At 29.3% G+C, this 26651-nt stretch carries 22 protein-coding genes; 7 read left to right on the top strand and 15 right to left on the bottom strand.

From position 1 onward, the window contains the following. Window positions 1-2: 2 nt before the first annotated feature. Genes Q0997_RS10645 through Q0997_RS10585 form a run of 13 tightly spaced genes read right to left on the bottom strand, consistent with a single transcriptional unit; the run spans window position 3 to window position 14551 of the window. Window positions 3-824 carry an alpha-1,2-fucosyltransferase gene (locus Q0997_RS10645; protein WP_299888581.1) on the bottom strand — a complete coding sequence of 274 codons (822 nt, stop codon included), beginning with the start codon at window positions 822-824 and terminating at the stop codon, window positions 3-5. Window positions 825-829: 5 nt separating this feature from the next. Further along, window positions 830-1519 (bottom strand): FkbM family methyltransferase, encoded by a 690-nt coding sequence (locus tag Q0997_RS10640; protein ID WP_299888578.1) that lies wholly within the window; start codon window positions 1517-1519, stop codon window positions 830-832. 31 nt (window positions 1520-1550) lie between these two features. Further along, window positions 1551-2603 carry an acyltransferase gene (locus tag Q0997_RS10635; protein ID WP_299888576.1) on the bottom strand — a complete coding sequence of 351 codons (1053 nt, stop codon included), beginning with the start codon at window positions 2601-2603 and terminating at the stop codon, window positions 1551-1553. Window positions 2604-2605: 2 nt separating this feature from the next. Continuing rightward, window positions 2606-3646, bottom strand: coding sequence for a glycosyltransferase family A protein (locus Q0997_RS10630; RefSeq protein ID WP_299888574.1), 1041 nt, complete (start codon window positions 3644-3646; stop codon window positions 2606-2608). 6 nt (window positions 3647-3652) lie between these two features. Further along, entirely contained in the window at window positions 3653-4426 is a 774-nt protein-coding gene (locus Q0997_RS10625) for a glycosyltransferase (protein ID WP_299888572.1), read from the bottom strand. Between the two features lie 56 nt (window positions 4427-4482). Next, window positions 4483-5301: a hypothetical protein gene (locus tag Q0997_RS10620; protein ID WP_299888570.1), complete on the bottom strand. Its 819-nt coding sequence runs from the start codon at window positions 5299-5301 to the stop codon at window positions 4483-4485. A gap of 2 nt (window positions 5302-5303) precedes the next feature. Continuing rightward, window positions 5304-6218: a glycosyltransferase family 2 protein gene (locus Q0997_RS10615; protein ID WP_299888568.1), complete on the bottom strand. Its 915-nt coding sequence runs from the start codon at window positions 6216-6218 to the stop codon at window positions 5304-5306. Window positions 6219-6221: 3 nt separating this feature from the next. Further along, entirely contained in the window at window positions 6222-8117 is a 1896-nt protein-coding gene (locus Q0997_RS10610; RefSeq protein WP_299888565.1) for a serine/threonine-protein kinase, read from the bottom strand. A 1-nt stretch (window position 8118) separates the two neighbouring features. Further along, window positions 8119-9399, bottom strand: a complete 1281-nt coding sequence (locus Q0997_RS10605; protein ID WP_299888562.1) for an ABC transporter ATP-binding protein — start codon at window positions 9397-9399, stop codon at window positions 8119-8121. Window position 9400: 1 nt separating this feature from the next. Next, window positions 9401-10279, bottom strand: a complete 879-nt coding sequence (locus Q0997_RS10600; RefSeq protein ID WP_299888559.1) for an ABC transporter permease — start codon at window positions 10277-10279, stop codon at window positions 9401-9403. Continuing rightward, window positions 10272-11261 (bottom strand): SDR family oxidoreductase, encoded by a 990-nt coding sequence (locus Q0997_RS10595; protein WP_299888556.1) that lies wholly within the window; start codon window positions 11259-11261, stop codon window positions 10272-10274. Before Q0997_RS10595 ends, Q0997_RS10600 begins: the two co-directional genes overlap by 8 nt. A gap of 5 nt (window positions 11262-11266) precedes the next feature. Beyond that, window positions 11267-13741, bottom strand: coding sequence for an exopolysaccharide transport family protein (locus Q0997_RS10590; RefSeq protein ID WP_299888553.1), 2475 nt, complete (start codon window positions 13739-13741; stop codon window positions 11267-11269). Between the two features lie 12 nt (window positions 13742-13753). Then, a complete protein-coding gene (locus Q0997_RS10585) occupies window positions 13754-14551 on the bottom strand; it encodes a polysaccharide biosynthesis/export family protein (protein WP_299888550.1) in 798 nt (265 codons plus the stop codon). Between the two features lie 214 nt (window positions 14552-14765). On the opposite strand from Q0997_RS10585, the gene Q0997_RS10580 reads away from it, so the two are divergent. The 7 genes from Q0997_RS10580 to Q0997_RS10550 all read left to right on the top strand — a co-directional run bounded on the left by Q0997_RS10580 (window position 14766) and on the right by Q0997_RS10550 (window position 23515). Then, a complete protein-coding gene (locus Q0997_RS10580; protein WP_299888547.1) occupies window positions 14766-16628 on the top strand; it encodes an ABC-F family ATP-binding cassette domain-containing protein in 1863 nt (620 codons plus the stop codon). After that, window positions 16628-17401 carry an O-methyltransferase gene (locus Q0997_RS10575; RefSeq protein WP_299888544.1) on the top strand — a complete coding sequence of 258 codons (774 nt, stop codon included), beginning with the start codon at window positions 16628-16630 and terminating at the stop codon, window positions 17399-17401. Before Q0997_RS10580 ends, Q0997_RS10575 begins: the two co-directional genes overlap by 1 nt. Before the next feature lie 99 nt (window positions 17402-17500). Beyond that, a complete protein-coding gene (locus Q0997_RS10570; protein WP_299888541.1) occupies window positions 17501-18073 on the top strand; it encodes a cob(I)yrinic acid a,c-diamide adenosyltransferase in 573 nt (190 codons plus the stop codon). A 177-nt stretch (window positions 18074-18250) separates the two neighbouring features. After that, complete coding sequence (locus Q0997_RS10565; protein ID WP_008272287.1) at window positions 18251-18472, top strand: DUF2795 domain-containing protein; 222 nt, start codon at window positions 18251-18253, stop codon at window positions 18470-18472. A gap of 235 nt (window positions 18473-18707) precedes the next feature. Beyond that, complete coding sequence (gene secA, locus Q0997_RS10560) at window positions 18708-22064, top strand: preprotein translocase subunit SecA (RefSeq protein ID WP_299888538.1); 3357 nt, start codon at window positions 18708-18710, stop codon at window positions 22062-22064. Window positions 22065-22251: 187 nt separating this feature from the next. Then, entirely contained in the window at window positions 22252-22659 is a 408-nt protein-coding gene (locus Q0997_RS10555) for a hypothetical protein (protein ID WP_299888535.1), read from the top strand. A 13-nt stretch (window positions 22660-22672) separates the two neighbouring features. Continuing rightward, complete coding sequence (locus Q0997_RS10550; RefSeq protein WP_299888534.1) at window positions 22673-23515, top strand: class I SAM-dependent methyltransferase; 843 nt, start codon at window positions 22673-22675, stop codon at window positions 23513-23515. A 38-nt stretch (window positions 23516-23553) separates the two neighbouring features. Here Q0997_RS10550 and Q0997_RS10545 read toward each other — a convergent pair whose 3' ends face one another. Continuing rightward, entirely contained in the window at window positions 23554-25893 is a 2340-nt protein-coding gene (locus tag Q0997_RS10545) for a T9SS type A sorting domain-containing protein (protein ID WP_299888532.1), read from the bottom strand. Between the two features lie 68 nt (window positions 25894-25961). Further along, window positions 25962-26645: a peptidoglycan DD-metalloendopeptidase family protein gene (locus Q0997_RS10540; RefSeq protein WP_299888530.1), complete on the bottom strand. Its 684-nt coding sequence runs from the start codon at window positions 26643-26645 to the stop codon at window positions 25962-25964. Window positions 26646-26651: the final 6 nt, after the last annotated feature.

Raw genomic sequence — 26651 nt, 5'->3', positions numbered from 1 at the left:
AGTTATATCTTTATCCAGCTTTTAGGCACAACATCTGTATAATCGTATTGATCACCATTAAACCATTGCTCTGGAGCAATTACTATTTTATCTAGGTTTGTATTTAACCAAGCAGACCACCAACTAAAGCTACTATTAGCAACAATATTATGTTGGCAATGCGACATTAATTTTAAATCTTCAAAACCAGTTGAAGCATCATTAAAATCTACAAAAACAGCTTTATAATTTGTTTTGAAATTATTTCTAACCCATTCTATATCATCTGAAAACAAGTAATAAGTAGGTTGCTCTATTTTATCTTCAATACATTGCATTGCCGCTTTATAATAGTCCTCTTTTGAAGTATTATGTACATCGTGTTGCAAAAAATCGCCTCGTCTAATATGAATTGAAACGGCATTCGTTTTACTTATATCATTAAGTAATGCCTTTGTTTCTTTTTTTAATTTAGATGTAATTTTAAAATCTTCTAAAAGCGTCGTTCTATGATTTAAAAAATAGTCTTCAGATTGAAAATAACCATCTAAAAAAGTGTCTTTTGTTTTTATTTTGGACAATTCAGGGTTAAACCTAAACGATGCTTCTTTATAATTAGTAACTAAATTTAGTTTGTTTTTAACCTTTCTATACCACTTACCTTTTTGTTTATATTCTTTTTCTTTAATATTAAAATGATGTAATCCATAGGCATGTAAATCATAATTTTTAAATGCACTAGTATCTATGTACAGCTTTTGCTTTTTCTCCAAAGCTAATGCTTTAGCTGCTGCATACTGAAACATCTGATTTCCTAATCCTCCTATTAATTTTACAACTATCACTATTATTATTTTAAAGTCCAATTTTCCCAAACAAACTCATATTGATATGTTAGTTTGTGAGTTTTTGCTAGTTCTTTTTGAATACTTTGCATTCTTTCTTTTGCATTGGGAATTATAAAATCATGAAACTGAATTTGGATATCTGTAAAGTACGTTAGCATACTATTTTCAATTAAAGACTCTAAAACGTCGTATTCTCCACCTTCTATATTTATTTTTATTAAATCTATATGCTGAATTGCATTAGCTTTAATAAAATTCACAATAGATTTAAGTTTAATTGTCTCTGTGTCTTTCGATTTTATATATACTGAAGACGAATTATCTGTCAAACTTATTTGCATTTGATGATCTTCTCCTGCCAATCCGTATTGAAATGGTTTTACTTTACTGTTATTTACAAACTTGTTTTTTATAATATTATAAAAAGAAAGGATAGGCTCAAAAACATAAATAGTAGATTCATATGTATTATATATATCTGTAGCAAATTCACCTTTATAGCCACCTAAATCAAAAACTACTGAGTCTTTATCTAACGGATAATTTAAACGCAATGTATTATCTCCATCTGCTTCAAACCATGGTATACAACGTTGGTACTGTATATTATCCTGCTCAATCTTTAATCTTTCGTTTTTAGACTTTAGATTAAATTTAATTCTCTTAATAATTTTCTTAATTAACACTTTCATTCTTTACAGTGTGATCTAGATCTATAATTCTTTAATTTTTTACGAATCTGGTTTTTATATATGTTCTAATTGGTGTTTCAAAATACTTAAAACTTATTGCAGACATTACAATTAAGACTACTATTCTAATTAGGAACAAAATCAAATCATCTTCTCCTTTTATAAGTCCTAAATAATTTTTCATTCTAAAATCTGATAAAAACAACCATACTGGAAATTGTAGAATGTAAATACCAAAACTTATTTCACCTAAAAACACAAATTGTTTATTTGATAGAAAGTTAACAAATTTAGATTTGGACAGAGATAAAAGTACAATTATTGGTGTAAAAACCAACGCCAGTAAACCGTTATGGTATATTAAACCGTTATTAAATTTTAATAATAATAAAAACGCAATTATAAAGACAAAAATCGCTTTTAAATAATTCCCTTTATAGGTTTTATAATTTTTCATGAACCATAATCCTGCCAAGTTCCCTATTAAAAATTCGTTTAAATGAAGTAATGGATGATATAATGCCGTCTTTACTGTTAAATTAGGCACCATTACTATCTCACTAATTATTAAATAGAATATAACTTGACTTACTAGCCAAAACGCAATAAGACTAATAGCTAACTTTTTAGTCTCTATACTTTTATAAATTTTATTGAATAAAAAAGGGAACATTATATAAAAAATTAGTTCTACAGATAGAGACCAACCTGGCGGATTTACAGTTAATGCTTTTAAGGGCATCCAAGTTTGTAGCATTGTTATATTTAATAATAACTCTTGGTAGTCTTCAATTCTAAAACGGTTTATTACTAAAACCATAATAATAGCCAACAAATAAAGTGGATATATTCTCGCTAATCTATTTTTAATAAACTGAAAAAAACCTACAGATTTCTTATTGTAGTATGCAATAATCATTACAAAACCAGATAAGATAAAGAAGTAACTTACTCCAAAATTAGCTTGTTCGAAAATAAAGGACACATACTCATTATTAAATAAAAAAATATTTTGTCCATAATGAAATATAACAATCGATATTGCTGCTAAAAACCTAGTAAAAGTAAGCTGTTCTAATCTCAAAATTATAAAAAATCACTATTAGTAAAATTGTGCAATTGTTCTTTATTAAGTCCTTTACGTTTGTATGCAAAACGTTTAAATGATTTTATATAAAATAACTTTTTAAATATTTTTTCGGATATAAAATAACTAATTGAACTGGATGATAATTTTGGTATTATATCGTAATCATTATACTCTTTTTTAGAGTCTTCTAATGTTTTAAAAGTCTCTTCGGCCCAATCTTCTAATTTGTTCCCTAAGTGATAGGCATAATTATTATACGTTGCTAAACGGTAGCCACCAACTTTTAATACAGGCTCATCCAGATATAAAAACTCACTATTGCCTCCTAATTTGTATAATGAATCTTCTTTGGGTAATTGTTTAAAAACTTCATTTTTATAGGTTCCAACAAAATGTGAATTTCCTACATAAGCAATAATATTACTTTTAGACTTTAGCGTTAAAGCAACATCTTTCATCTTATTAGATAAATTTGGCCATCCTACACTTTTCGCAAAACGCTCTAGTGCTTCTGGGTTTTTTACTGGTCTAAATTTTAATGTATTAGAGAAAAAATAACGCAGCCAAATATTAGATGTTAAACGCAATTGGGTTCTATACATTGGCACAGGACTTACCATACCTGCTTTTGGAAAGGCATTAAACACATCTACTATTGCTTGTTCCCAATTATTTAGAAATAATACATCTGCATCTGTAATAGTTATTAAGCGTTCTTTACTATGCCTTAAACATTTAAGAATACTATTAATTTTACCAATTTTAGATGTTGTAATAATGAGTTCGTCTATAGCATTAGTATTACAAAATGATGCGATTTTTGTATTAATTGCATCACTACTACCATTACTAATTATAGATATTTTTACTGGAGAGTTACTTGTTTTTAATATAGAGCTTACGCAAATTTCAAAAACCTTATAGGCATCTTTATAATAGCCTTCTTCATTAGGTATATAAACAGGAATAATAACCCTGTGTGAAGATTTACTAACCTCAACAAGTTTATCTCTAACTATATTTTCACCATTTCTCATATGCGACTATACTATATATCTATTTAAATACCCTAGTCCTAAATTAGAGCAGTTTTTAGCTAAAAACAACTTCATTTTAATTAACTTTCTACTTCCCCATTTTTTATGAAAAGCAATTAAACCATTAATCATTTTTTCATTACTTAAAACCCAAGTCCATTGCTCTTCAATAATATATTTAGGCGTATTTTCAGGAAGTTTAAAATTAGTTTCAACAACGTCTTTTAATGTGCTCTGTGCTTCTAAATGTTCCACATAAGCTTTTGTAACTAGTGCGTGTTTAATATTATATTTTTGTAGTTGCATCGCATAATCGTTATCGGCATAATAAAAATCAAATCGTTCATCTAATTCTTTTATTATTTTATAGACGTCTTTATGCATCACTATACACCAACCTGTTATATGTTTCTGTATTTCGAAACCTAAGATATGTGATTCTGTATTTATTTTCGCTTTTGGTAATTTATTTGAACGTGCATCGTATGGAGAAAAAGACTTAATATTTTTGTTATTATTAATAACTTTAAAAAATTCTACCAAACAGTTTTTATCAAAAACTACATCATTATTACTAAAAATAAAATAGTCTCCTTTTGCAGCTCTTAAACCTATATTGGCAAACTTGTGAAAATTAAAAACGGTATTAGGCTTTAAAACTTTAACGTCTTCATTGTATGTATAATCTGCTTCATTACTACTTTCAACAAGAATAATTTCAAATGGTTTATTAGCAAGCTTGGCACTTTTTACAAATGAATTTAGACACTCTACATTCATATTATAAATAATGCTGCTGTTTGTATTCGATAAGATTACTAATGAAACCACAATAATTAATTTAGTAACTTTTTTAACGCATTACTCATTCTATCTTCATGAGATCTAAATTTGTTTCTACCTTTTAATCCATCTATATATATATTTGGTAAATGATGAATTAAATTGTCTTCAAACTCAGATATACATATTAGTTTTTTCATTCCTCCATAATCATAAACATCTGTATTAACCTTACATTTCACACTATAAGTATTAGGATGCTTTAAAGGTTTCTGCATTACTTTCTTTAATTTATTTAGAACTTTATCCATAAATGATAATGATGGATCTTTAACTAAGTTATTAAAATTAAATCGTTCACCAATTTTATGTAATTGTGCTTTAGATAAAATAAAGGTTGCTTGGTGTGTATTAGAAAAATGTGCAAATTTTAAACCATTATACTCTTCTACAGTATTGTATTTCCAATCGTAATGATGATGGTATCCTGGATAATAGCGTCCTTTTTCGTTTTCTTCAAACTGTATTAAACCTGTAATTCTATTTTCTGGAAGAATTTTCTCGTATTCTAAATGTTTATCGATATGGCTTTCAAGAAACAAATGGTCGTTTTCACCAAAGAGAAAAACATCATAATCGTCTCTATTATCCCAAATCACTTTTCTACATGTTAATGGTAATAATTGGTAGTCTTCCAATGTTATTACATTAACTGTATCTATACCTTCTATATTTAAAGTTATATTACTTTGTACAATTACAGTAACATCGTAATGTTTAAAACTTTTTAAACCAGAAACAACCTCTGCCAAATAGTTAAGTTGCTCATCTCCATAATTTACTAATACTGCAAGTAGTTTGTTTTTATTCAAAATCATTCGTTATAATTTAAAAATGCGTAATCATCATTTTTAACTTGTTTTATAATCTCTCTTATTTGCTTCTTGTTTTTATACGTTTTCTTTAAATATTTAAAATCATTTTTAAAACTTGATTTGTTGAACGTTAAAAGTGACTTTACAAGCTTCTTAAAAGTTAGATTTAGCATTTTAGATGCATCTATATTATTATTTGGATTCATAAGCTTCACATCGCGAACATTATTTAAAACATTACTTGTCACCATTCGTTTTTTTTGCAGCCTATCATGATAAGCATACGAATTAGGATCTACTGAGACTTGCAAACCTTTATATTTACATCTATTTATATAATCGTTATCCTCAGCATAATGAAAAAAATAAGGATTAAAACCGCCAACTTTTTTTATTGTTTGCTTAGAAAGTAACCAAATAGCAGCATTTATAAAATCTACCGTATAAAGCGTTTTTAATTGTTTCTTTAAGAAGACATCAGAATATAAATTTTTACAGTTTGACGGCGCTATATAAGATTGAAAATAAATATCTAATTGCTCTCCACTTCCATCTAAATGAACTGGGCTAATAATACCTTGAGATTCATTTTTCTTCATTTTAGAAACTAAATTTTCAAGAGTCTCTTTTTGTAAATAAGCATCTTGATTTAATAAAAGAAAATACTCTGCTCCTAAAACCAATCCTTTTTCAATCCCAATATTATTTGCTTTACCAAAACCAAAATTTTCTTCATTTTCAATTAAAACAACATCTTTAAAATTATTTTTTATAATTGACAAAGTACCATCTGTAGATTTATTATCCACAACTATAATATGAGACTTGATTGTAGAATCGATAACGGAATTTAGACATTTTCTAATCCATTGTTCTCCATTGTAAGTCACTATTATTACTGCTGTATAACTCATCTTTCACCTTAACAGTTTAGCCTTTTTTAAAAGCTTGATTAATTGTTTTTTTTGTTTCTCTCCTATTGAAGCTTTTAGTTTCCATTTTAAAAGATCTAAACTAAAACCTGATGCTTTAGATAGTTCAACATCCAACTTTTCTAATATTAAATTAAATCTTTTTTCTATTAAAACTTTGTCTTGGTAATCTTCTGGTTTTATACTTAAAAACTCATCTATGAAATATTTAGCAATTTTTAATTTACCAAATGCAAATTTCAAAGTTTTCCCCATTGAATAAGCATCACTAAAACCGTTTCCTATATATTTAAAATTAGATCCCAACCTTAAAGGTGTGATTGATTCTTTATTGTCATTAATATTTTCTGCCCAACCAAAATCAATTAAAAACATTTTATATGTCCCATCTCTCTTGTTTAAAATAATATTATTAGGCTTTATATCTCGATGCTTTGTATTAGACTTTAATAGAGAAACTAAAATTAAAGTAGAATCTTTAATTAGATTTAAAACATTTTTATTATTCCAATAAGATATAGGTATTTCTGTTATTTTATCAAATCCAAGTCCTTCAATTTTTTCTATTTCAACTTTATCATACTCACCAAAATTATTAAATGAATACGTTTTAGGAAAAAAATTATAATCCCTTAGTTTATTTAAGAACAAATACTCATTCTCAGCTATGGGTTTAGCTGCTATCTTTAATATTTTATTATTACTCTCATATACTTCCGATAAAAAACTACGATCTATAGTTCTGGAAGAAGATGAAGAGATTAATTTCTCATTATCTTTAAGATTAATATTATTTACCTCAACATTACTTTTATTAAAAGTAACACTCAAATCTTTAGGTAAAGAGAAGTTATATAACTTTTCTTTCATAAAATCTGACAATAAACCTATTGCATCAGTAACTTTCGTTTTTGAGTTAAAGGGAATAAATATTTTTTCTGCATATTCTGATAATATATCTCTATAATCTATAGACACTTCTTTTTTGTGTATATATGCATGGTATAAAAGACTATAAAAATGATTTATTTTATTTGGTTTATAAAAACCTTTCTCAGAAAACACTTTATTATTAAGAATATCTAATTGCCATTTTTTATCATAATAATTATCTCCTAAATATCTAAAATCAAATGGAACTTTTTCTCCTTTAATATCTATATAATGATAAACTCTATGTTCTTTTTCAGGAAACACATCTAATGCACCAGTAATATACTTTGCATAATTATAATCTTCTACTAAAAGGTCTATATCTCCATGACCATCTATATGATAATCATTGGGCAAACATTCAAAATTCCTTAATACTACATACTCAAGACTGTTATTAAGAACAAAAAACAATTCATTAATTGAACTCCAAAAAGGAACTCCCAAAATGTTATTACTTCTATTTATTATATTAGGTGAAGATTCGTATTTATTTCTATAATTATCTAATGTAGTATCTAATAATAAAACTAGATCCTTATTAGACTCAAAATAATTATCAGATGCATGGATTTTATGTCCTCCACCAGTTAACAATCTATAATCTCTTTTTTTATCAAATACGTTTACATTTACATTATTAACTCCATTAGATGTTTTTCTATTTTCAAATTTCGGATTTAAATCTTCAAATATTATTAATGTAAAATCACCTGAGCCACAATGCTCTATTTTATTTTTAATTATATAATTGTATTCGGCTTCATTTTTATCTTTTTGCGAATGAGAATAAAATCGTTTTAAATTTTCATAAAACAGATCATCCTTCCATGAGAAGTTAAAAATATTTAATATTTGAAAAGAGTCTCCAATATCTTTAAGAATATGATCTACATGTGAATTCCCTTTAGACCAGATTATTAGTGTATGAATTAGAGGTGTTTCCATATTAATTTGAAAAAATCCATTGATTTTTCTTTAAGACCAAAGGAATATCTGATGTAACCAATCTTCCAGAATTAAAATAATCTGTTGGTTCAATTATTATTTCAGAAACTTTTACAATATGATCTAGTAATTTATCTAAAGATCTAATCGATATATTTATATAATATTCTCCAGGTTTAATTTCTAAACCATTTGGTAATAGACATTCTAATGTATTCTCTCCTTTTTCTATATTAAAATAAGTAGATGTGTTTTTAGAATCAAAAGCAAAAATTCGTGTTTCATTTTGATCAAAAACAGTAATTCTAGTTGTTATTTTTATATCTACTTTACTCTCTACTTTTATTTGAAATTTAGTGGATTCATCAATTAAGATTCTTTCCGTAATTTCATTTCTTTGATTTAAAATATTAAAATCAGTAAAACTAACTTCTTTACCTGCTCTATCTCTATTAGAAAACCCAAATTTATTTATATCTGTAGATACTTGTTTTCTATAGTATGAGATTGTGTCTTCTACATTTCCTTCAAAAGCAATAGAACCATTTACTAATAATATTCCTCTGGTACATAATTTTTCTACTGAAGCCATATTATGACTCACAAACAAAACTGTTCTACCTTCTCCACTACTAATATCCTGCATTTTTCCAATCGCCTTCTTTTGAAACTCTGCATCACCTACAGCCAATACTTCATCAACGACTAAAATTTCTGGTTCTAAAAACGCAGCAACTGCAAATGCTAAACGCACTTTCATACCAGAACTGTATCGTTTTACTGGTGTATCTATATAACGTTCACAACCAGAGAACTCAATTATCTCACTAATTTTAGTTTTGATTTCTTTTTTGGTCATTCCTAAAATGGCACCATTTAAATACACATTTTCTCGTCCAGTCATTTCTCCATGAAATCCAGTACCCACTTCTAATAAAGAAGCGATACGGCCTTTGGTTTTAATTTCTCCAGTAGTTGGACCTGTAACTTTAGATAAAATTTTTAATAGTGTAGATTTACCTGCTCCATTTTTTCCTATAATGCCTAATACTTCGCCACGTTTAACTTCAAAATTAATATCTTTTAATGCCCAAACATATTGAGAGTTTCCTTTTGAACTACGATCGTTAGTTTCTCCTACTTTTAAATAAGGATCTCCTTTTCCTCGTATTTGCGACCACCATCTGTTTAAATCGTGACTAATGGTTCCTGTTCCTACCAATCCCAAACGGTATTGTTTAGAAATGTTTTCTGCTTTTAAGATAATGTCTTGCTCTTTCATACTAAACGGTATCTATAAAAGTTTTTTCTGTTTTATTAAATATAATCAGCCCTACTAAAAAAAACACAATACTAACACTACCAGCATATAAAAATTTAGAAAGAGAAAATTCACCAATTCCTAAAGTCATATATCTAAATAGCTCTATAATTGTGGTCATTGGGTTATATTCTACTAACCATGCGTATTCTGGCACTTTTTCTTTAAAATAAGACAAAGGATACATTACTGCAGAACCATACATTAATAACTGCACACCAAAACCTACTAGAAAACTAAGATCTCTATACTTTGTAGTCATAGAAGAAATTGTCATCCCAAAACCTAAACCAAATAAACCCATAAAAGCAATGAGAATTGGGAGGTATAAAATAGCAATTTGAGGCACAGCATTAGACGCTTTGTCTGTAAAAAAAACAAAGTAAATGTAAAAGCATATAAATACTAATAATTGAATTCCAAACTTTAAAAGATTTGAAAACACAACTGATAATGGTGTAATTACTCTTGGAAAATAAACTTTTCCAAAAATTCCTTGATTTGCAGTAAAGGTATTACTGGTACCAGTTAAACAGGCACTAAAATAGTTCCAAGATGTTATACCAGCTAGATTAAATAAAAATGCAGGAATACCTTCTCCTGTTGGTATTGCTGCTAGATTATTAAAAATAAGCGTAAATATAACACTAGTAAATAAAGGTTGTATAAAATACCATAAAGGGCCTAATATGGTCTGTTTGTATTGCGTAATAACATCTCGCTTTACAAATAAAAACAGTAGGTCACGATAACGCCATATTTCTTTAAAATTTAGGTCTATTGCCTTCTTTTTAGGAGAAATAGTATATAACCAGTCTTGTGATGTTTTAGCTTTACTCAACAGTGTGTGTTTTAAAATAATTCCACGTTTTTACTAATCCTTCTTTTGTATTGTATTGCGGTTCGTAACCTAATAAGTTCTTAGCTTTAGTTATATCTGCTAGAGAATCTCTAACATCTCCCAAACGACTTGGCCCATGATTCGCTTTTATATTTTTCCCTGCAGAAGCATTAAGCATATTCCATAATTGATTAACACTAATACGATCGTTACAAGCTACATTAAACACTTCATTTTGTGCTTCTGAAGATGCAAAGAAACCACGAATATTAGCTTGAACAGCATTATCTACATAGGTAAAATCTCTTGTTTGCTCACCATCTCCATTTATTTTTGCTGGCTTGTTATCTATAATAGCTTGCATAAATAAAGGAATTACTGCTGCATAAGCTCCATTAGGACTTTGCTTTGGCCCAAAAACATTAAAATAACGCAAACCAATAACATCTGTGCCATAGGTTTTACCAAAAACATCTGCATATAACTCATTTACATACTTAGTAACCGCATAAGGAGATAAAGGCTTCCCTATTTCATCTTCAATTTTTGGCAAACTTTTACTATCTCCATAAGTAGAACTAGATGCTGCATATACCATACGTTTAACAGTATTACTTTCTTTTAAAGCAATAAGCATATTTAAAAACCCTGATACATTTACGGCATTAGAAGTTGCAGGATCATTAATTGATCTTGGTACCGATCCTAATGCAGCTTGATGACTAACATAATCTATGCCTTCCATAGCTAACCTACAAGTTTCTATATCTCGAATATCTCCTTTTATAAACTCAAAATTAGGCAAGTTCATAAAAGCGTCTATGTTTGCCATATATCCATTAGATAAATCATCTAATACACGTACTTTTTTTGCGTTATGCTTTAATAAATAGTCTACAATATTAGACCCAATAAACCCAGCGCCTCCGGTAACTAAAAATTGTAATTTTGATAAATCTTCTTTATGATAAATACTACTCACTAAATTTATTTTTTCTTTTTAAACAACGATGTTAAACGACTAAATACTCCTTTTTTTCTTTCTTCATTTTCATGGTAACCATTACCGTATGTACCATAACCATAACCGTAACCGTAGCCATAACCGTAGCCATAACCATATTTACCCTTCTGATTATAAAAGTTGTAAATAAAACTTAAGTTTTTTATTTCTCCGCGTTTATATTTATCGTTAATAAGCGTTAACATCCCTTTTTTAGTATAATCTTGTCTTACCACATATAATGAAGCATCAACATACTCTACTAGTTCTAAAGCATCAGATACTAGACCTATTGGTGGTGTATCTAAAATAATATAATCGTACTTTTCTTTTAACTGAGCTATAAAACTATCCATCTGTTCTCCAATCAATAATTCTGATGGATTTGGAGGTATTGGTCCTGATAATATTAAATCTAAGTTTTCAATTTGGGTTTCTTGAACAATCTCATCTACAGATTTTTGCCCTATCAAATAATTTACAGCTCCTAAATCGTTTTTAACTTCAAAATCATCAAATATTTTAGGCTTTCTTAAATCTAATCCTACAAGCACCGTTTTCTTACCACTTAAGGCAAATACAGTAGCTATATTTATGGAACAAAATGTTTTTCCTTCTCCACTAACAGATGAAGTAACCATTACAGTCTTTGTACCTTCTGCGCCATGTTTTTTATAAATATATTGTAAACTCGCTCTAATCGCTCTAAAAGCTTCTGCAACTGTAGACTTTGGTTTTAGATGTACTGCTAAATTATTTTTGGTATTGTTCTTTCCAACAACACCTAACAGAGGTATTTTCGATAATTTCTCAAGACTTTGAGGGTTATGTAATTTATTATCAAAAAAGGTTACCAAAAAGGCAACTAATAACGGAATTATAAAACCACCTAAAAAAGCAAATATGTAACGTGCACTTAATTTTAAATCTATTGGTATAGCACCTGTATCTTTAGCTGTGTCTATTACTAAAATATCACTTACGTTAGCCGATTTTAATATATCTGCTTCACTTCTCTTAGCTAAAAATAAATTATAGGTTTCCTCACTTAAACTATATTGCCTTTGTATTGTTAGTAACTCTTGTTGGTCTTTCGGCAGTTTTCTTATTTTACTATTACTTTGCCCTATTCTTCCATTTACAAGGTTTAATTCTCTACGTAATCCTCCAGTAGCAGAACTAATGTTTTCTAATAATACCGACTTTAAACCATCAATTTGATTATTTAAATCTGTAAAAATTGAGGCATCACTTCTTACTGTAGATTCATACTTAGACTTTTGAACGGATAGTGCATTTATTTTCGAAATATTATTTAAAATATTACTATCATCTATACCTGCAATTGAAGGTGCTGGTAATTTGGTAAACGTATTACTAGTTTCTAAATAGTTTTTTAAACTCTTATAATAGGCTAGTTTTCTATTTATACCATCTCGTTCTTCTTCAAATTCAGATAATTTTGCATTTATTTGAAGGCTTTCTTCATTTAAATTAAAAATTTTATTTTTCTCTCTGTAGCGATTTAATGAATCTGCTCTAGAAGTCAGTTTTTCTTTTTCTAATGCCAATTGCTTATCAATAAATGCAATGGTATTAGTAACAAATTGGTTTTTTCTATCTAATTCATCTTTACGTAATACTTCTACTGTTTTATTTAAATAATCTACAATCTTATAAGTATTAAAATCACTCATACTTAAATTAAGTATAGAAGAACTCGTTGGGTTATTAATACGTAATTTCCCTTTGTATTGAGCTACAACGGCATCAAAGTCACTAAACTGAATAAAATATTCATCATTAGGTAGTATTTTACGTTTAGGTCGAGGAAATAAAATCCCTTTTACAAATGGCAAATCAATAGTATCACCTAATTTATACTTATACTTTTTCTCTCCAATTGTAACCGCAATAGCTTCTCTTTCTTTTGTATCAAAGTTTTGAGTTCTTAATGTATTGAGCTCAAAATTTGTTTGTAGCTCAAAATTATTTTCATCAAGAAAAGTAATTTTAAAAGGCACATTTAAGGCTTGAAAAGTATTAGGAGTTAATTCTACTACAAATGGAGCTGCTTTATATATATCATCTTTTCTAAAACGAGCTTGTTTTAAGTAATGAATATAGAATTGTAAGCTATCAACCACTTTTTCATGATTAGATCTAGACTTTAAAGTCGTCATGATAGTTTGTACTTTTCCAGAAACGCCTCCCCAATTAAAAGTTAAGCTTGTATTAGAAGTAAACAAAGGGTTTTTATCATCTTCTATAGAAATTTGAGTCCCTAATCTATAAGACTGTTGTTTTCTAATATTTTGTTGATAAACAATAAAAATACCGAGACCAATACATAAAACAAACCACTTCCAATAACTTAAAGCGCGTATTAAAAATGCCTTAAGATCAAACGGAGATTGTGTTTGAGATTGCGACTCTAAAAGTTCAAATTCATCATTCATAAATAATCACTTTTATAGGTTTCTTGCTAAAAAGTAGGTTGAGACTATTACAGAGAAAATAGATGCAATAGTAGTAAATGTTTGTGTTGCTGTTTGCCCAGCACCTAAAGCTTTACGTTTTAAAGGTTTAACTAAAATCATATCATTAGGTTGAATATAATAATATGGTGATTGCATAGCTGCCATATCTGTTAAATCTATATGGTGTATTTTTTGTCCTTGCGGATATTGACGTATCACCATAACATCTGTTCTATCACCAGTATCTTTTATATCTCCTGCATTTGCCAAAGCCTCTATAATATTTACTCTATCTTGATACAGTGTTAAAACACCTGTTCCATTAACTTCTCCAGAGACTGTATATCTCAATCCTGCTAATTTTACAGTTACAAAAATTTGAGAAATATCTTTTAAATAATTCTTTAGTAATGACTGCCTTACTTTTTCAACAATCTCATCAGTGGTAAAACCTAATACATTAATATCTCCTAATATTGGAAATTTTATATTACCATGTAAATCGACAGTAAATCCACTATAATACAATCCTTCTTGACCTCCTGCACTTCCTTTTTCTGTAGGTTGAAATATCTCTACTAGCTTTGCCAATTCAGAATCGGTAGATTTTATATCTATACTTAAAATATCGTTAATCTGAACTCTGTAAGGCTTTGCTAGCTCTTTCAATAATAAAGCATTATCAGTAACAGTGCCTTTATCTTGAAGATATACTACATCTTTATTAGTAATACAAGATGTAGATAATACACTAAATACTATAGTAATAGCTACTATAAATTTATTCATTTCTAAGTACTTTGATTAGTAGCAAATATAGCTTTTCATCGTGAATAATAAAACTTTTATCGGATTTTTTGGTTTTTTATCCGTTATTTATAAAAATGATGAATAAACAAAGTTTTATAAAATTTCTAAATCTAAACCCATATCTAAATATGAAGAAGTAAATTTTTATCAGATTTTTTAGTTTTTTATACGTTATTTGTATCAAAAATAGACCTTGAATTATTTAAACGTTGAAAACATATCGAAATCCTACGGAGAGCTTACACTTTTTGAAAATATTTCGTTTAGTATCCACAAAGACCAAAAAGTAGCTTTTGTTGCAAAAAACGGTACAGGAAAAACATCTATTTTAAATATACTAGCCAAAACTGACGAACCAGATACAGGTCAAATAATTTTTAGAAAAAACATCAAGGTTTCCTTTCTTCCTCAAGAACCCTATTTAGATAGTGATTTAACAGTAGAAGCAACCATTTTTAGTAGTGACAATCCTATTCTTGAAGTGATTAGAAATTATGAAAATGCACTATTAAACCCAGAAGATACAGAAGCATACCAAAATGCATTTGAACAAATGGATATTCATAATGCATGGGATTTTGAAACACAATACAAACAAATCTTATTTAAATTAAAACTAGAGAACTTACAACAAAAGGTAAGTAGCATGTCTGGTGGGCAAAAAAAACGACTATCTCTAGCTAATGCTTTAATAAATAAACCAGATTTATTAATTCTAGACGAACCAACTAACCATTTAGATCTAGAAATGATTGAATGGCTTGAAGAGTTTTTTGCAAAAGAGCATATTACCTTATTTATGGTAACGCATGATCGTTACTTTTTAGAACGTGTTTGCAATGAAATTATAGAGCTCGACCATGGTAAATTATATAATTACAAAGGCAATTATTCATACTATCTAGAGAAAAAAGAAGCTAGAATAGAACAAGAAGCTACAGAAACAGGAAAAGCCAAACAACTTTATAAAAAAGAGCTTACTTGGATGCGTCGTCAGCCTAAAGCGCGTACAACAAAATCTAAATCTAGAATTGATGATTTTGCAGATATAAAACACCGTGCGCATCAACGTCGTAAAGATCATGAGGTACAACTAGAACTTAACATGGAACGTTTAGGCAGTAAGATATTAGAACTCAAAAAGGTATCTAAAGCCTATAAGGACAAAGTTATTTTAGATAAGTTTGACTATATGTTCCAAAAAGGCGAGCGTGCTGGTATTATTGGAAAAAATGGAACTGGAAAATCAACATTCTTAAACATATTAACACAAACAGCGCAACCCGATTCTGGTAAAATTGTAGTTGGAGAAACCGTTAAGTTCGGCTATTATACTCAAAGTGGTATTACTCCAAAACCCGAGCAAAAAGTTATAGATGTTGTTCGTGAGTTTGGGGATTATATTCCTCTAAAAAAAGGAAGGCAAATTAGTGCGCAGCAATTATTAGAACGTTTTTTATTCGATAGAAAAAAACAATACGATTTTGTAGAAAAACTAAGCGGCGGAGAACGCAAACGGTTGTATCTATGTACAGTGTTAATACAGAATCCTAATTTTTTAATTCTAGATGAACCTACAAACGATTTAGATATTGTAACCTTAAACGTACTAGAAAACTTCTTGTTAGACTTTCCAGGTTGTCTATTAGTAGTCTCTCACGATCGTTATTTTATGGATAAAATTGTAGATCACTTATTTGTATTTAGAGGTGAAGGTATTATTGAAGATTTCCCTGGAAACTATAGTGATTTTAGAATATATGATGATAGTAAACCTGTTATATCTGAAGCTACTGAGGGTAAAAAAGAAAAGAAAAACTGGAAAAAAGATAGTAATGTAAAACTCTCTTACAATGAGCAAAAAGAGTATAAAAATCTTGAAAGCAAAATCAAGTCTTTAGAATTTGATAAAACAGAACTAGAAAAAGAGTTTTTAAACCCAGACTTATCTCCAGATGAAATTAACACACTTTCAAATAAATTACAAGTTATTATTGACTCTATAGATGAAAAAGAGATGCGTTGGTTTGAACTTACAGAAAAAATGGAAGAATAATGCTTTACATTATTTTATCTTATTTTAAATTCTTAATAAAATCTACCAATCAACATGGGGTTCACTCACCTTTTATTTATGATTTAATTACAAAATGCTTCTACGATAAAAAAAGATATAGCACCTATTCGTTATTAAAAGAATATAAAAATCATTTACTCTCCATAAACAAAACCATTTCAGTTACAGATTTAGGTTCTGGCAGTCGTGTTTTTAAAACAAACGAACGTAGTGTTTCTAGAATGGTAAAAAAGGTTGGTGCATCAAAAAAAGAAACTCGTTTACTTTATAGGTTATCACATTATTTTCAATTTAATAATAGCCTAGAATTAGGGACATCACTTGGTATTGCTACTCAAGCGATCCATCTTGGCAATACAAAAAACAGAATCACAACTATTGAAGGCTGCCCTAATATTTCTGAGTTTACTAAAAATAAGTTTAAGCAATTCGGAATAAAAAACACTACACTTTTAACTGGTAATTTTGAGGAAGTTATTCAAAAATTAACAACCAATACTTACGATTTAATTTATTTTGATGGCAATCATCAAAAAGAAGCTACACTAAATTATTTTGAAACATTATTACCTACTGCTTCTAATAACTCTATTTTTATTTTTGATGACATCTACTGGAGTAAAGGCATGACAGAAGCATGGGAAGTTATAAAACAACACCCAAAAGTAACTGTAACCATAGATACTTTTTTTTGGGGCATTGTCTTTTTTAGAAAAGAACAGGCTAAAGAGCATTTTACTATTAGGGCATAACCTGTATGGATATAACTTAAAACATGGAAATAATAAAGTTAGATAAGCTTTTTTATAAACCTTTTGCCTTTTCCCTATTTTACTTTTAACTTCGTAACTATGAAAGTATATACTAAAACTGGAGATAAAGGCACAACTGCTTTATTTGGAGGTACACGAGTTCCTAAACACCATATTCGAATAGATAGTTACGGTACGGTTGACGAATTAAACTCATACATAGGTCTTATTCGTGACCAAGACATTGACGAACAATACAAATCTATTTTAATTACTATTCAAAATAAATTATTTACTGTTGGTGCAATTCTAGCTACAGATCCAGAAAAAATGGTTCTTAAAAATGGAAAAGAGCGTCTAAACATTAATAAAATCTCTTTAAATGACATTGAGTTATTAGAACACGAGATGGATAGTATGAATGAAGCTTTACCTCCAATGACTCATTTTGTTTTACCTGGCGGACATCAAACGGTGTCATTCTGTCACGTAGCGCGTTGTGTTTGCCGTCGTGCCGAACGTTTAGCTTCTGCTTTAAATGATTTAGAACCTTTTTTACCAGAAGCACTTACTTATTTAAACCGTCTTTCTGACTATCTTTTTGTGTTGGCACGAAAGTTGACATTTGACTTACAAGCAGATGAAGTAAAATGGATTCCTGAGAAGCATTAAGGCTAGACAAATTAAGCATTTTAAAGACACTGTGATTACATTAACACTGCAAAAGATTTACAATCAAATAGTTTCAGTGAAAAACGACGTTCTTTTTTATTATTGAAAATAATTCACTTTTTTCTTGACTATTTAAACTAAAAAATTATTTTTGCAAAAAAATAAACCTATTAAGAAATGTATTGGACATTAGAATTAGCATCTTATTTAAGTGATGCACCTTGGCCGGCAACAAAAGACGAGCTTATAGATTACGCGATTAGAACTGGAGCGCCATTGGAAGTTGTAGAAAACTTGCAAGCCATTGAAGATGAAGGCGATTCTTACGATTCTATCGAAGAAATCTGGCCGGATTACCCAACAGATGAAGATTACCTCTGGAATGAGGACGAATATTAATACAAACGTTATTTTAACGCTTGAATAAAAAAACAAAGAAAAAGTCTCAAATTGAGACTTTTTTTGTGCTTCAATTTTTAGAAAAGCACAGTAACAAAACGTATATTTAAGCCCTTAAAAAAAGGGCCATTCATAGACTGCTCAATATAGCAGCTGTCTTACATAACCAGAAATTAAAATAAATGTTACGTTTAGCGCAGTCTTAACGAAACAATCGAAAATAAAACATAAAACTATGAGTTTTTTAGATTCAATACTAAAAGTATTTGTTGGCGACAAATCGAAACAAGATGTTAAAGCCATAAGTCCTTTAGTAGATAAAATTAAAACCTTTGAAGCCGCTTTAGAAGCTTTATCACATGATGAACTTAGAGCAAAAACAATAGAATTCAAAGCTATTATTGCAGAAACACGTAAACCATTTAATGAACGTAAAGCATCACTTCTAGAAGAAGCAGAAGCTACAGATGATATTGATAGACGTGAAGATATTTATCAAGAAGTTGATAAGATCGAAGACGAATCATACGAAGCTGTTGAGAAAACTTTAAATACTATTTTGCCTGAAGCATTTGCTGTTGTAAAAGAAACTGCAAAACGTTTTACAAACAATACAGAAATTACAGTTACAGCTAGTCCTTATGATAGGGAAGTTTCTGGTATGGGAGATTATGTAACACTAGATGGAGATAAAGCAACATGGTCGAACTCTTGGGATGCAGCAGGAAAAGCTATTACTTGGGACATGATTCACTATGATGTACAGCTTATTGGTGGCGTTGCATTACATGAAGGGAAAATTGCAGAAATGCAAACAGGAGAAGGAAAAACTTTAGTAGCAACATTACCGGTTTATTTAAATGCTTTAGCCGAAAAAGGTGTGCATTTAGTAACGGTAAATGATTACTTAGCAAAACGTGATATGGCATGGATGGCTCCTATTTTCCAATTCCATGGTATGACAATCGATTGTATTGATAATCATAAACCTAACTCTGAAGGTCGTAGAAAAGCATATAATTCTGATATTACATACGGTACAAATAACGAATTTGGTTTCGATTATTTACGTGATAACATGGCCAATTCACCAGACGATTTAGTACAACGTCCGCACCACTACTCTATTGTAGATGAAGTAGATTCTGTATTAGTTGATGATGCTAGAACACCATTAATTATTTCAGGACCAATTCCAAAAGGAGATGTTCATGAGTTTACAGAATTAAAGCCACAAGTAGAAAATATTGTTGCTGTACAACGTAAACAACTAACGCAAACTTTAGTAGAAGCTAAAAAATTAATTGCAGCTGGAGATACTAAAGAAGGTGGCTTTCAATTATTAAGAGTATATAGAGGTATTCCAAAGAATAAAGCTTTAATTAAATTTTTAAGCGAAGAAGGTATTAAGTTATTACTTCAAAAAACGGAAAACACTTACATGGCAGATAACAACCGTGAAATGCCAAAGGTTGATGCTGAGTTATACTATGTTATTGAGGAAAAAAACAATCAAATTGAGTTAACAGATAAAGGTATTGAATATCTGTCTGGAAAAGACAACCCTGACTTTTTCGTAATGCCTGAAATTGGTATTGAGATCGCAAAAATTGAATCTCAAGGTTTATCTCCAGAAGAAGAGGCTAATTTAAAAGAAGATTTATTTAGAGAGTTTGGTGTAAAATCTGAACGTATACATACACTTAACCAGTTATTAAAAGCATACGCTTTATTCGAAAAAGACAATCAATATGTTGTTATGGACAACAAGGTTATGATTGTAGATGAACAAACTGGTCGTATTATGGATGGTCGTCGTTATAGTGATGGTTTACACCAAGCGATTGAAGCTAAAGAAAACGTAAAGATTGAAGATGCAACGCAAACATTTGCAACAGTAACACTTCAAAATTACTTTAGAATGTATCGCAAATTATCTGGTATGACAGGTACAGCGGTAACAGAAGCTGGAGAATTTTGGGAAATCTATGAGTTAGATGTTGTAGAAATTCCTACTAACAGACCAATTGCTCGTCATGATAGAGAAGATTTAGTATACAAAACAAAGCGTGAAAAATACAATGCTGTTATAGACGAAGTAACAAAATTATCTCAACAAGGTCGTCCAGTATTAATTGGTACTACTAATGTTGAAATATCAGAGTTACTTGGAAAAATGTTAAGCATTAGAAAAGTACCTCACAATGTATTAAATGCAAAACTGCACAAAAAAGAAGCAGATATTGTTGCCGAAGCTGGACAACCAGGGCAAGTAACAATTGCCACAAACATGGCAGGTCGTGGTACAGATATTAAGTTAATAGACAAAATTAAAGAAGCTGGAGGTTTAGCCATTGTTGGTACAGAACGTCACGATTCACGTCGTGTAGACAGACAATTACGTGGTCGTGCTGGTCGTCAAGGAGATCCAGGAAGCTCACAGTTTTACGTGTCTTTAGAAGATAACTTAATGCGTTTATTTGGTAGTGAGCGTATTGCCAAAATGATGGATAGAATGGGCTTAAAAGAAGGTGAAGTTATCCAACATTCTATGATTTCTAAGTCTATTGAACGTGCACAGAAAAAAGTTGAAGAAAATAACTTTGGTGTACGTAAGCGTTTATTAGAATATGATGATGTTATGAACTCGCAACGTGAAGTTGTATACAAACGTCGTCACCATGCTTTATTTGGAGAACGTTTACGTGTAGATTTAGCGAATATGATATTTGATACTTCTGAAGGTATTGCTGAAACAAATAAAGGCGCTAACGATTACAAGAATTTTGAATTCGAATTAATTCGTTACTTCTCTATGGCATCTCCTGTGTCTGAAGAAGAGTTTAATAAGTTATCGGCTACAGAATTAGCTAAACGTATTTATAATGGAGCTTTTGACTATTACAAAGCGAAAATGGAACGTAATGCAGAAGTTGCTTTTCCTGTAATTAAAGATGTATATGAAACTCAAGGTGATAAGTACAAACGTATAGTAGTGCCATTTACAGATGGAGTAAAAACATTACAAGTAGTTACAGATCTTGAAAAAGCATACGAATCTCAAGGAAAAGAGTTAGTAAATGACTTTGAAAAGAATATTACTCTAGCTATTATTGATGATGCTTGGAAAACGCATTTACGAAAAATGGATGAGTTAAAGCAATCTGTACAGTTAGCGGTTCATGAACAAAAAGACCCTTTATTAATTTATAAATTTGAAGCTTTCGAATTGTTTAAAGGCATGATAGACCAAGTGAATAAAGATGTTATATCATTCTTATTTAAAGGTGAATTACCAACTGAAAACACAAACTCTATTAGTGAAGCTAGAGAAGTAAAAAAGAAAGACAATTTACAAACTCAAAAAGACGAGATTCCTAATTTAGACGAACGTTCTGCTCAAAATAGAGCTGCTGGTAATACACAACGTCAACCACAAGTAGTTGAGACTATTGTACGTGACCAACCAAAAATTGGGCGTAATGATCGTGTGACTATAAAACATGTTATGAGCGGAGAAAACAAAACCGTAAAATACAAACAAGCAGAACCTTTAATCGCTAAAGGCGAATGGGTTATGGTTAACGAATAATTTCATTTCTTAAAGATAGAAATCTTAATAATTAAAAATAAAAATCTCGAAGCTAATTAGTTTCGAGGTTTTTATTTTTAAACTGTTTTAATTTTAATTTCATAAGCGTAATAGTAAGACTGATCTCCTATTTATAAGAATGACAAAACTTTTTCGTAATTTTAAGTAATAACTAACTCTTATTATTATGCTTAAAAACATTCTTGCAACAATAGCCGGCTTTATAGTAGCATCACTAGTTGTTTATATTTTTGAAACACTTATTGGTCATAATCTATTTCCCTTACCAGAAGGTTCAGACCCCACAAATATGGACTGGCTAAAAAGTAATATGAATAAAATACCTGTAGGCTCTAAAACCTTTGTAGTGATAGGTCATTTTATGGGTATACTTGCTGGTATGGCTGTAGCAGGATTTATATCTAAAACAAGCATGATACCGGCCTACATTGTTGGTGTATTGCTGATTTTAGCTACAGCGGCAACAATTTTTATGCTACCAAAAGACCTGTGGTTTATTGTAGCCGATGCTATACTAGTAATTGCTGGTTTCTTTTTTGGAAAGTCTTTAGCCCAACGTTTTGTATTTGACTAATTAATGCTTTAATGTGAATAATAAAAAAAACATAAAAGTACACGAAACCGCATTTGTAACGTCAACTTTTCGTTCCATAAACGAAAACCTAAGTCACGATGTTTATGCCAAACTATGGTGTAATGCTAGAAGTAAAGAATTAAGTGACATATATCTTAATAGCGTATCTACAGAAGAAGTCTACACACATTGTTTAAGAAACAGGTATTTTCTCGACAAAATAAAAGAGTTAATAAGTAGCAGTAAAATTGAAGTACTAATAAATTTTGGTTCTGGTTTTAGCATGTACCCTTTTCTATTAGATAAAACATTAATTAATATAGAAATAGACAAACCTGAAATAGTAGATTATAAGAAAAATAAAATCGAGTATTGGCAAAATGAAAACGTATTACCTAATCGTAATATTCATTTTATAGGTGTTGATTTCAGTAAAGATTATGTACAAAGTTTATTGTCTAAAATTAATACTATAACAAAAAACAAAACCTCGTTTATACTTATTGAAGGAGTTCTATTTTTTTTAAATAGAACAGAAACAAATACACTATTTCAACTTTTTGAAACCATTCAAAACAAAAAAGGTTTTATTGGTAGTGTTTCGTTTCAAAAATCACTTAAAGATACTGTTGCCTTCAAACGATTATTGAATTTCATGGGAGATAAGATGCCTGAATTGCATGAAGACAATTACCAAACAATAGAAAACGATTACTACAAACAAAGACCGCATTATAAATTAATTGATCATCAAGATTATTTTACTCTTTCTAAAACATACAATCATCAAGTAAAACTTGAAAAGGATATGATCTTGAATGAACATTTTTATTTACTGGAAAAAACAAATATTTAAAAACGGTTTTAATTTCAACTTTAAAAATCAATTAAAAATTAAAGTTTGATAAGCTTCTTAATAAATTCACCTTTATCAGTATTTAATTTCACAAAATAGATCCCTTTAGCTAAATCACTCACTTCTACTTTATTTTCTATAGCATGATCAAGAAGCTTTATTTCTTTAACTATTTGCCCATTAATATTGTAAACTAAAACAGTATTTACTTTTGAATTTGTATTTACAAAAAACACTTCTTTAACTGGGTTAGGATAAATAGAAACATTTGGATATTCAAACTCTTCAACACTTAAGTTATTTGTAACTACTGTTACAGTTTCATTATTAGTAATAATAGGAAAGTTAAAATCGAAATAAATCTCTGCTTCATTACTAAATGTATCTCCTACTACAAGAGTATTATGTGTTTTTATTTTAAAAACCACATAACCATCATTACTAGCGTCATCAAAAGGAAGGTTAATGTTTTCAAAAATAAATTCAACCTCATTATTGTTTTGAATTCTTGTTACAAAATTATGGCTAGCATGTAGAGGAATAAAAGATGCCATATCAAACTTAGTTTCATCTATTATATCTTTTACAACTATATTAACAGCACTAGCAGTTCCTGTATTCTCAAAACGAATCATATAATGTAGATACTCTCCTACTTTATCTAATTCTATTTCATTTCCTTCTAAACATCTTTTATCATTAGGATCGAAAGAATTAACAACGTCTTGTCTTATAGAGTGTGTATTATTAAATGGAGTTTCATCATCAGGAATAGGGTTTACGATAGCACTATAGCTTAAAATATCTCCATCATTTAATGGAAAATCTATATCTGTTGGTGTATTAAGGTTCATGGTAACAAGAATCTCTCTTTGCTCTAATGGTTGTAAATCAATATAATCCCATACCAATGTATTGGCTATTTGTTGGTCAACAGCAATACTAGATGAAACATAATTGACAAAATCGCTATTATAATTAAATTCTACAGAGCCTGAGACTACAGTATTACCCACATTTTTATATATAACTCTGTAAATGGCATCAAAACCAGGACGCGCTTCTGTAATTGGTATTACATATATTTCTGTATCTATAATAGTAATATTTGGACTAATGCAAAAGTCCAAATTAAATGGACTAGCGTCTGTTGGGAAATCAACAGAAACGTTTGATGGAGAAATATTATAATAATCTGAATTAGGTAACTCTGCAGTAATAGTATTTAGGCCATCTAATAAATGTAATTCATAATCGCCTGAATTATTTGCAAAAAGAGTACTATTATATGTTCCATTAGAAATATTCAACTTTAAATTATTATAACCTACATCTGTAGCATCTCCACATCCATTATTATTAGAATCCAGAGTACTAGAACCTTCAACAATGTAATTTGTCCCTGCCGGATTTAAAGTACAATAATTTGTAATAGAACAATTTGTATAACCATATTGAGTAATTAAATTCGAAACTAAATCAAATTCATTATTATCTACACATACAGAATTAAGCATATCACAATTTGAAAAATCAAGGTTTGTTATTGCTGTTCGGTTTTTTAAATTGATAGACTCTAACATAAATCCTTGGTAGCAATTTAAAGTCACTAAGTTTGGGTTATTTGAAAAATCCAACTCAGTAATATTATCAAACCCTATACCACTAAAAGAGGTTAAATTTATATTATTACTTAAATCAATAGCTGTAATTCCTGAATATCCAAAGCTTATTGATTCTAAATTAATATTCTGTGAAAAATCAATATTAGATCCAAAATACATCTCTGTCCCAAAACTAACCAAATTAACATTTTGAGTTATATCAATAGATGACAAACTTGTCATTCCTAGATATAAAGCGTTTAAATTCTGACAATTACTAACATCAATATTATTTAACTCTAATGTATTATAAATATCAAAATTGGTAAGATTAGGTTTACTCCCTAAATTTAAATCGCTTAAACCTGGTAAATTACTAATTGTAATCTCTTCTAAATTTATATTATTAATACCTAAATCTAACGCAAAAGTTCCTGAATTAGTAATAGAAGGGCTATCAATAAACAATTTTTGAATGTTAGAAAAACCTTCTATTCCTGTCATATCGGCGATATATGAGACTACTCCAGTAGATGTATTATTATATTGATTTGTTGGAATCACAAGATTAATAACAGACTCTGCTTCAGACACCTGTATTTCGCCATCATTATTTAAATCTATAATACTATCACCAACATTATCGCCATTTGTATCAACACAATTCTCATTTAATAAGATTTCCTTAAAAGCTACATCTGGAATATTAACTGTTTGCGCATTTAAAAATGAATAAGAAAAGAAAGCAAATAAGAAAATGTAAATATGTTTCATAGGTCAAGTGTAAAATTGGCTGCAATATTAAACTTTTTTTCTCTGGAATTGTACTTTTAATGTTATGATTATATTTCTATTTCCAAAACCAATTCTGGATTTACAGTATTTGCGCTATAAAACTCTAAATCAAGTAAAGAAGATACTCCTGGATAGTCTCCATTATTACCTTGTAAATCTTTTATAATTTGAAAATGCAAATGCGGTGCATAATCACCATTAACTTGGGCTGTTCCTAATTGCGCTATACTTTGCCCCTTTTTAATCTTATCTCCTACGTTTAAACCTATTAAAGATTCACGAGACAAATGGCCATATAGTGTATAAAATAGTTCATTTCCAATACTATGCTGCAAAATAATAGTAGGTCCATAATCCCCAAAGTTGGTATTATCTTTAAAACTATGTATTTCGCCATTATAAGCTGCTAAAACATTAGTTCCAGCTTTAATCCATAAGTCTAAACCTAAATGAATATTGCGTTCGGTTTCTGGATTAGGATTATTAAAATAATCGCTTCTATTATAAATGCCTCGCTTTTCTAAATAACCTCCAAAAGCAACTTTTTTTTGATGCTTTTTTAAATAATTAACAATGTATTTCTCCCATGCTTTAGATGAAGAAATATCAAAGGTCTTTAAATCATTATTCGCTTGAGATAAATCGATCGCTATATAATCACTTCTAGAAATAGAAGCATCAATTACTGGATGCGCTTTATGAAATTGTAGAAATTCTTTAAAACTATTCATTAAAAT

The organism is uncultured Lacinutrix sp., from assembly GCF_947500325.1.
Taxonomy (GTDB): domain Bacteria; phylum Bacteroidota; class Bacteroidia; order Flavobacteriales; family Flavobacteriaceae; genus Lacinutrix.
This window is presented reverse-complemented; position numbering and strand designations above follow the sequence as displayed.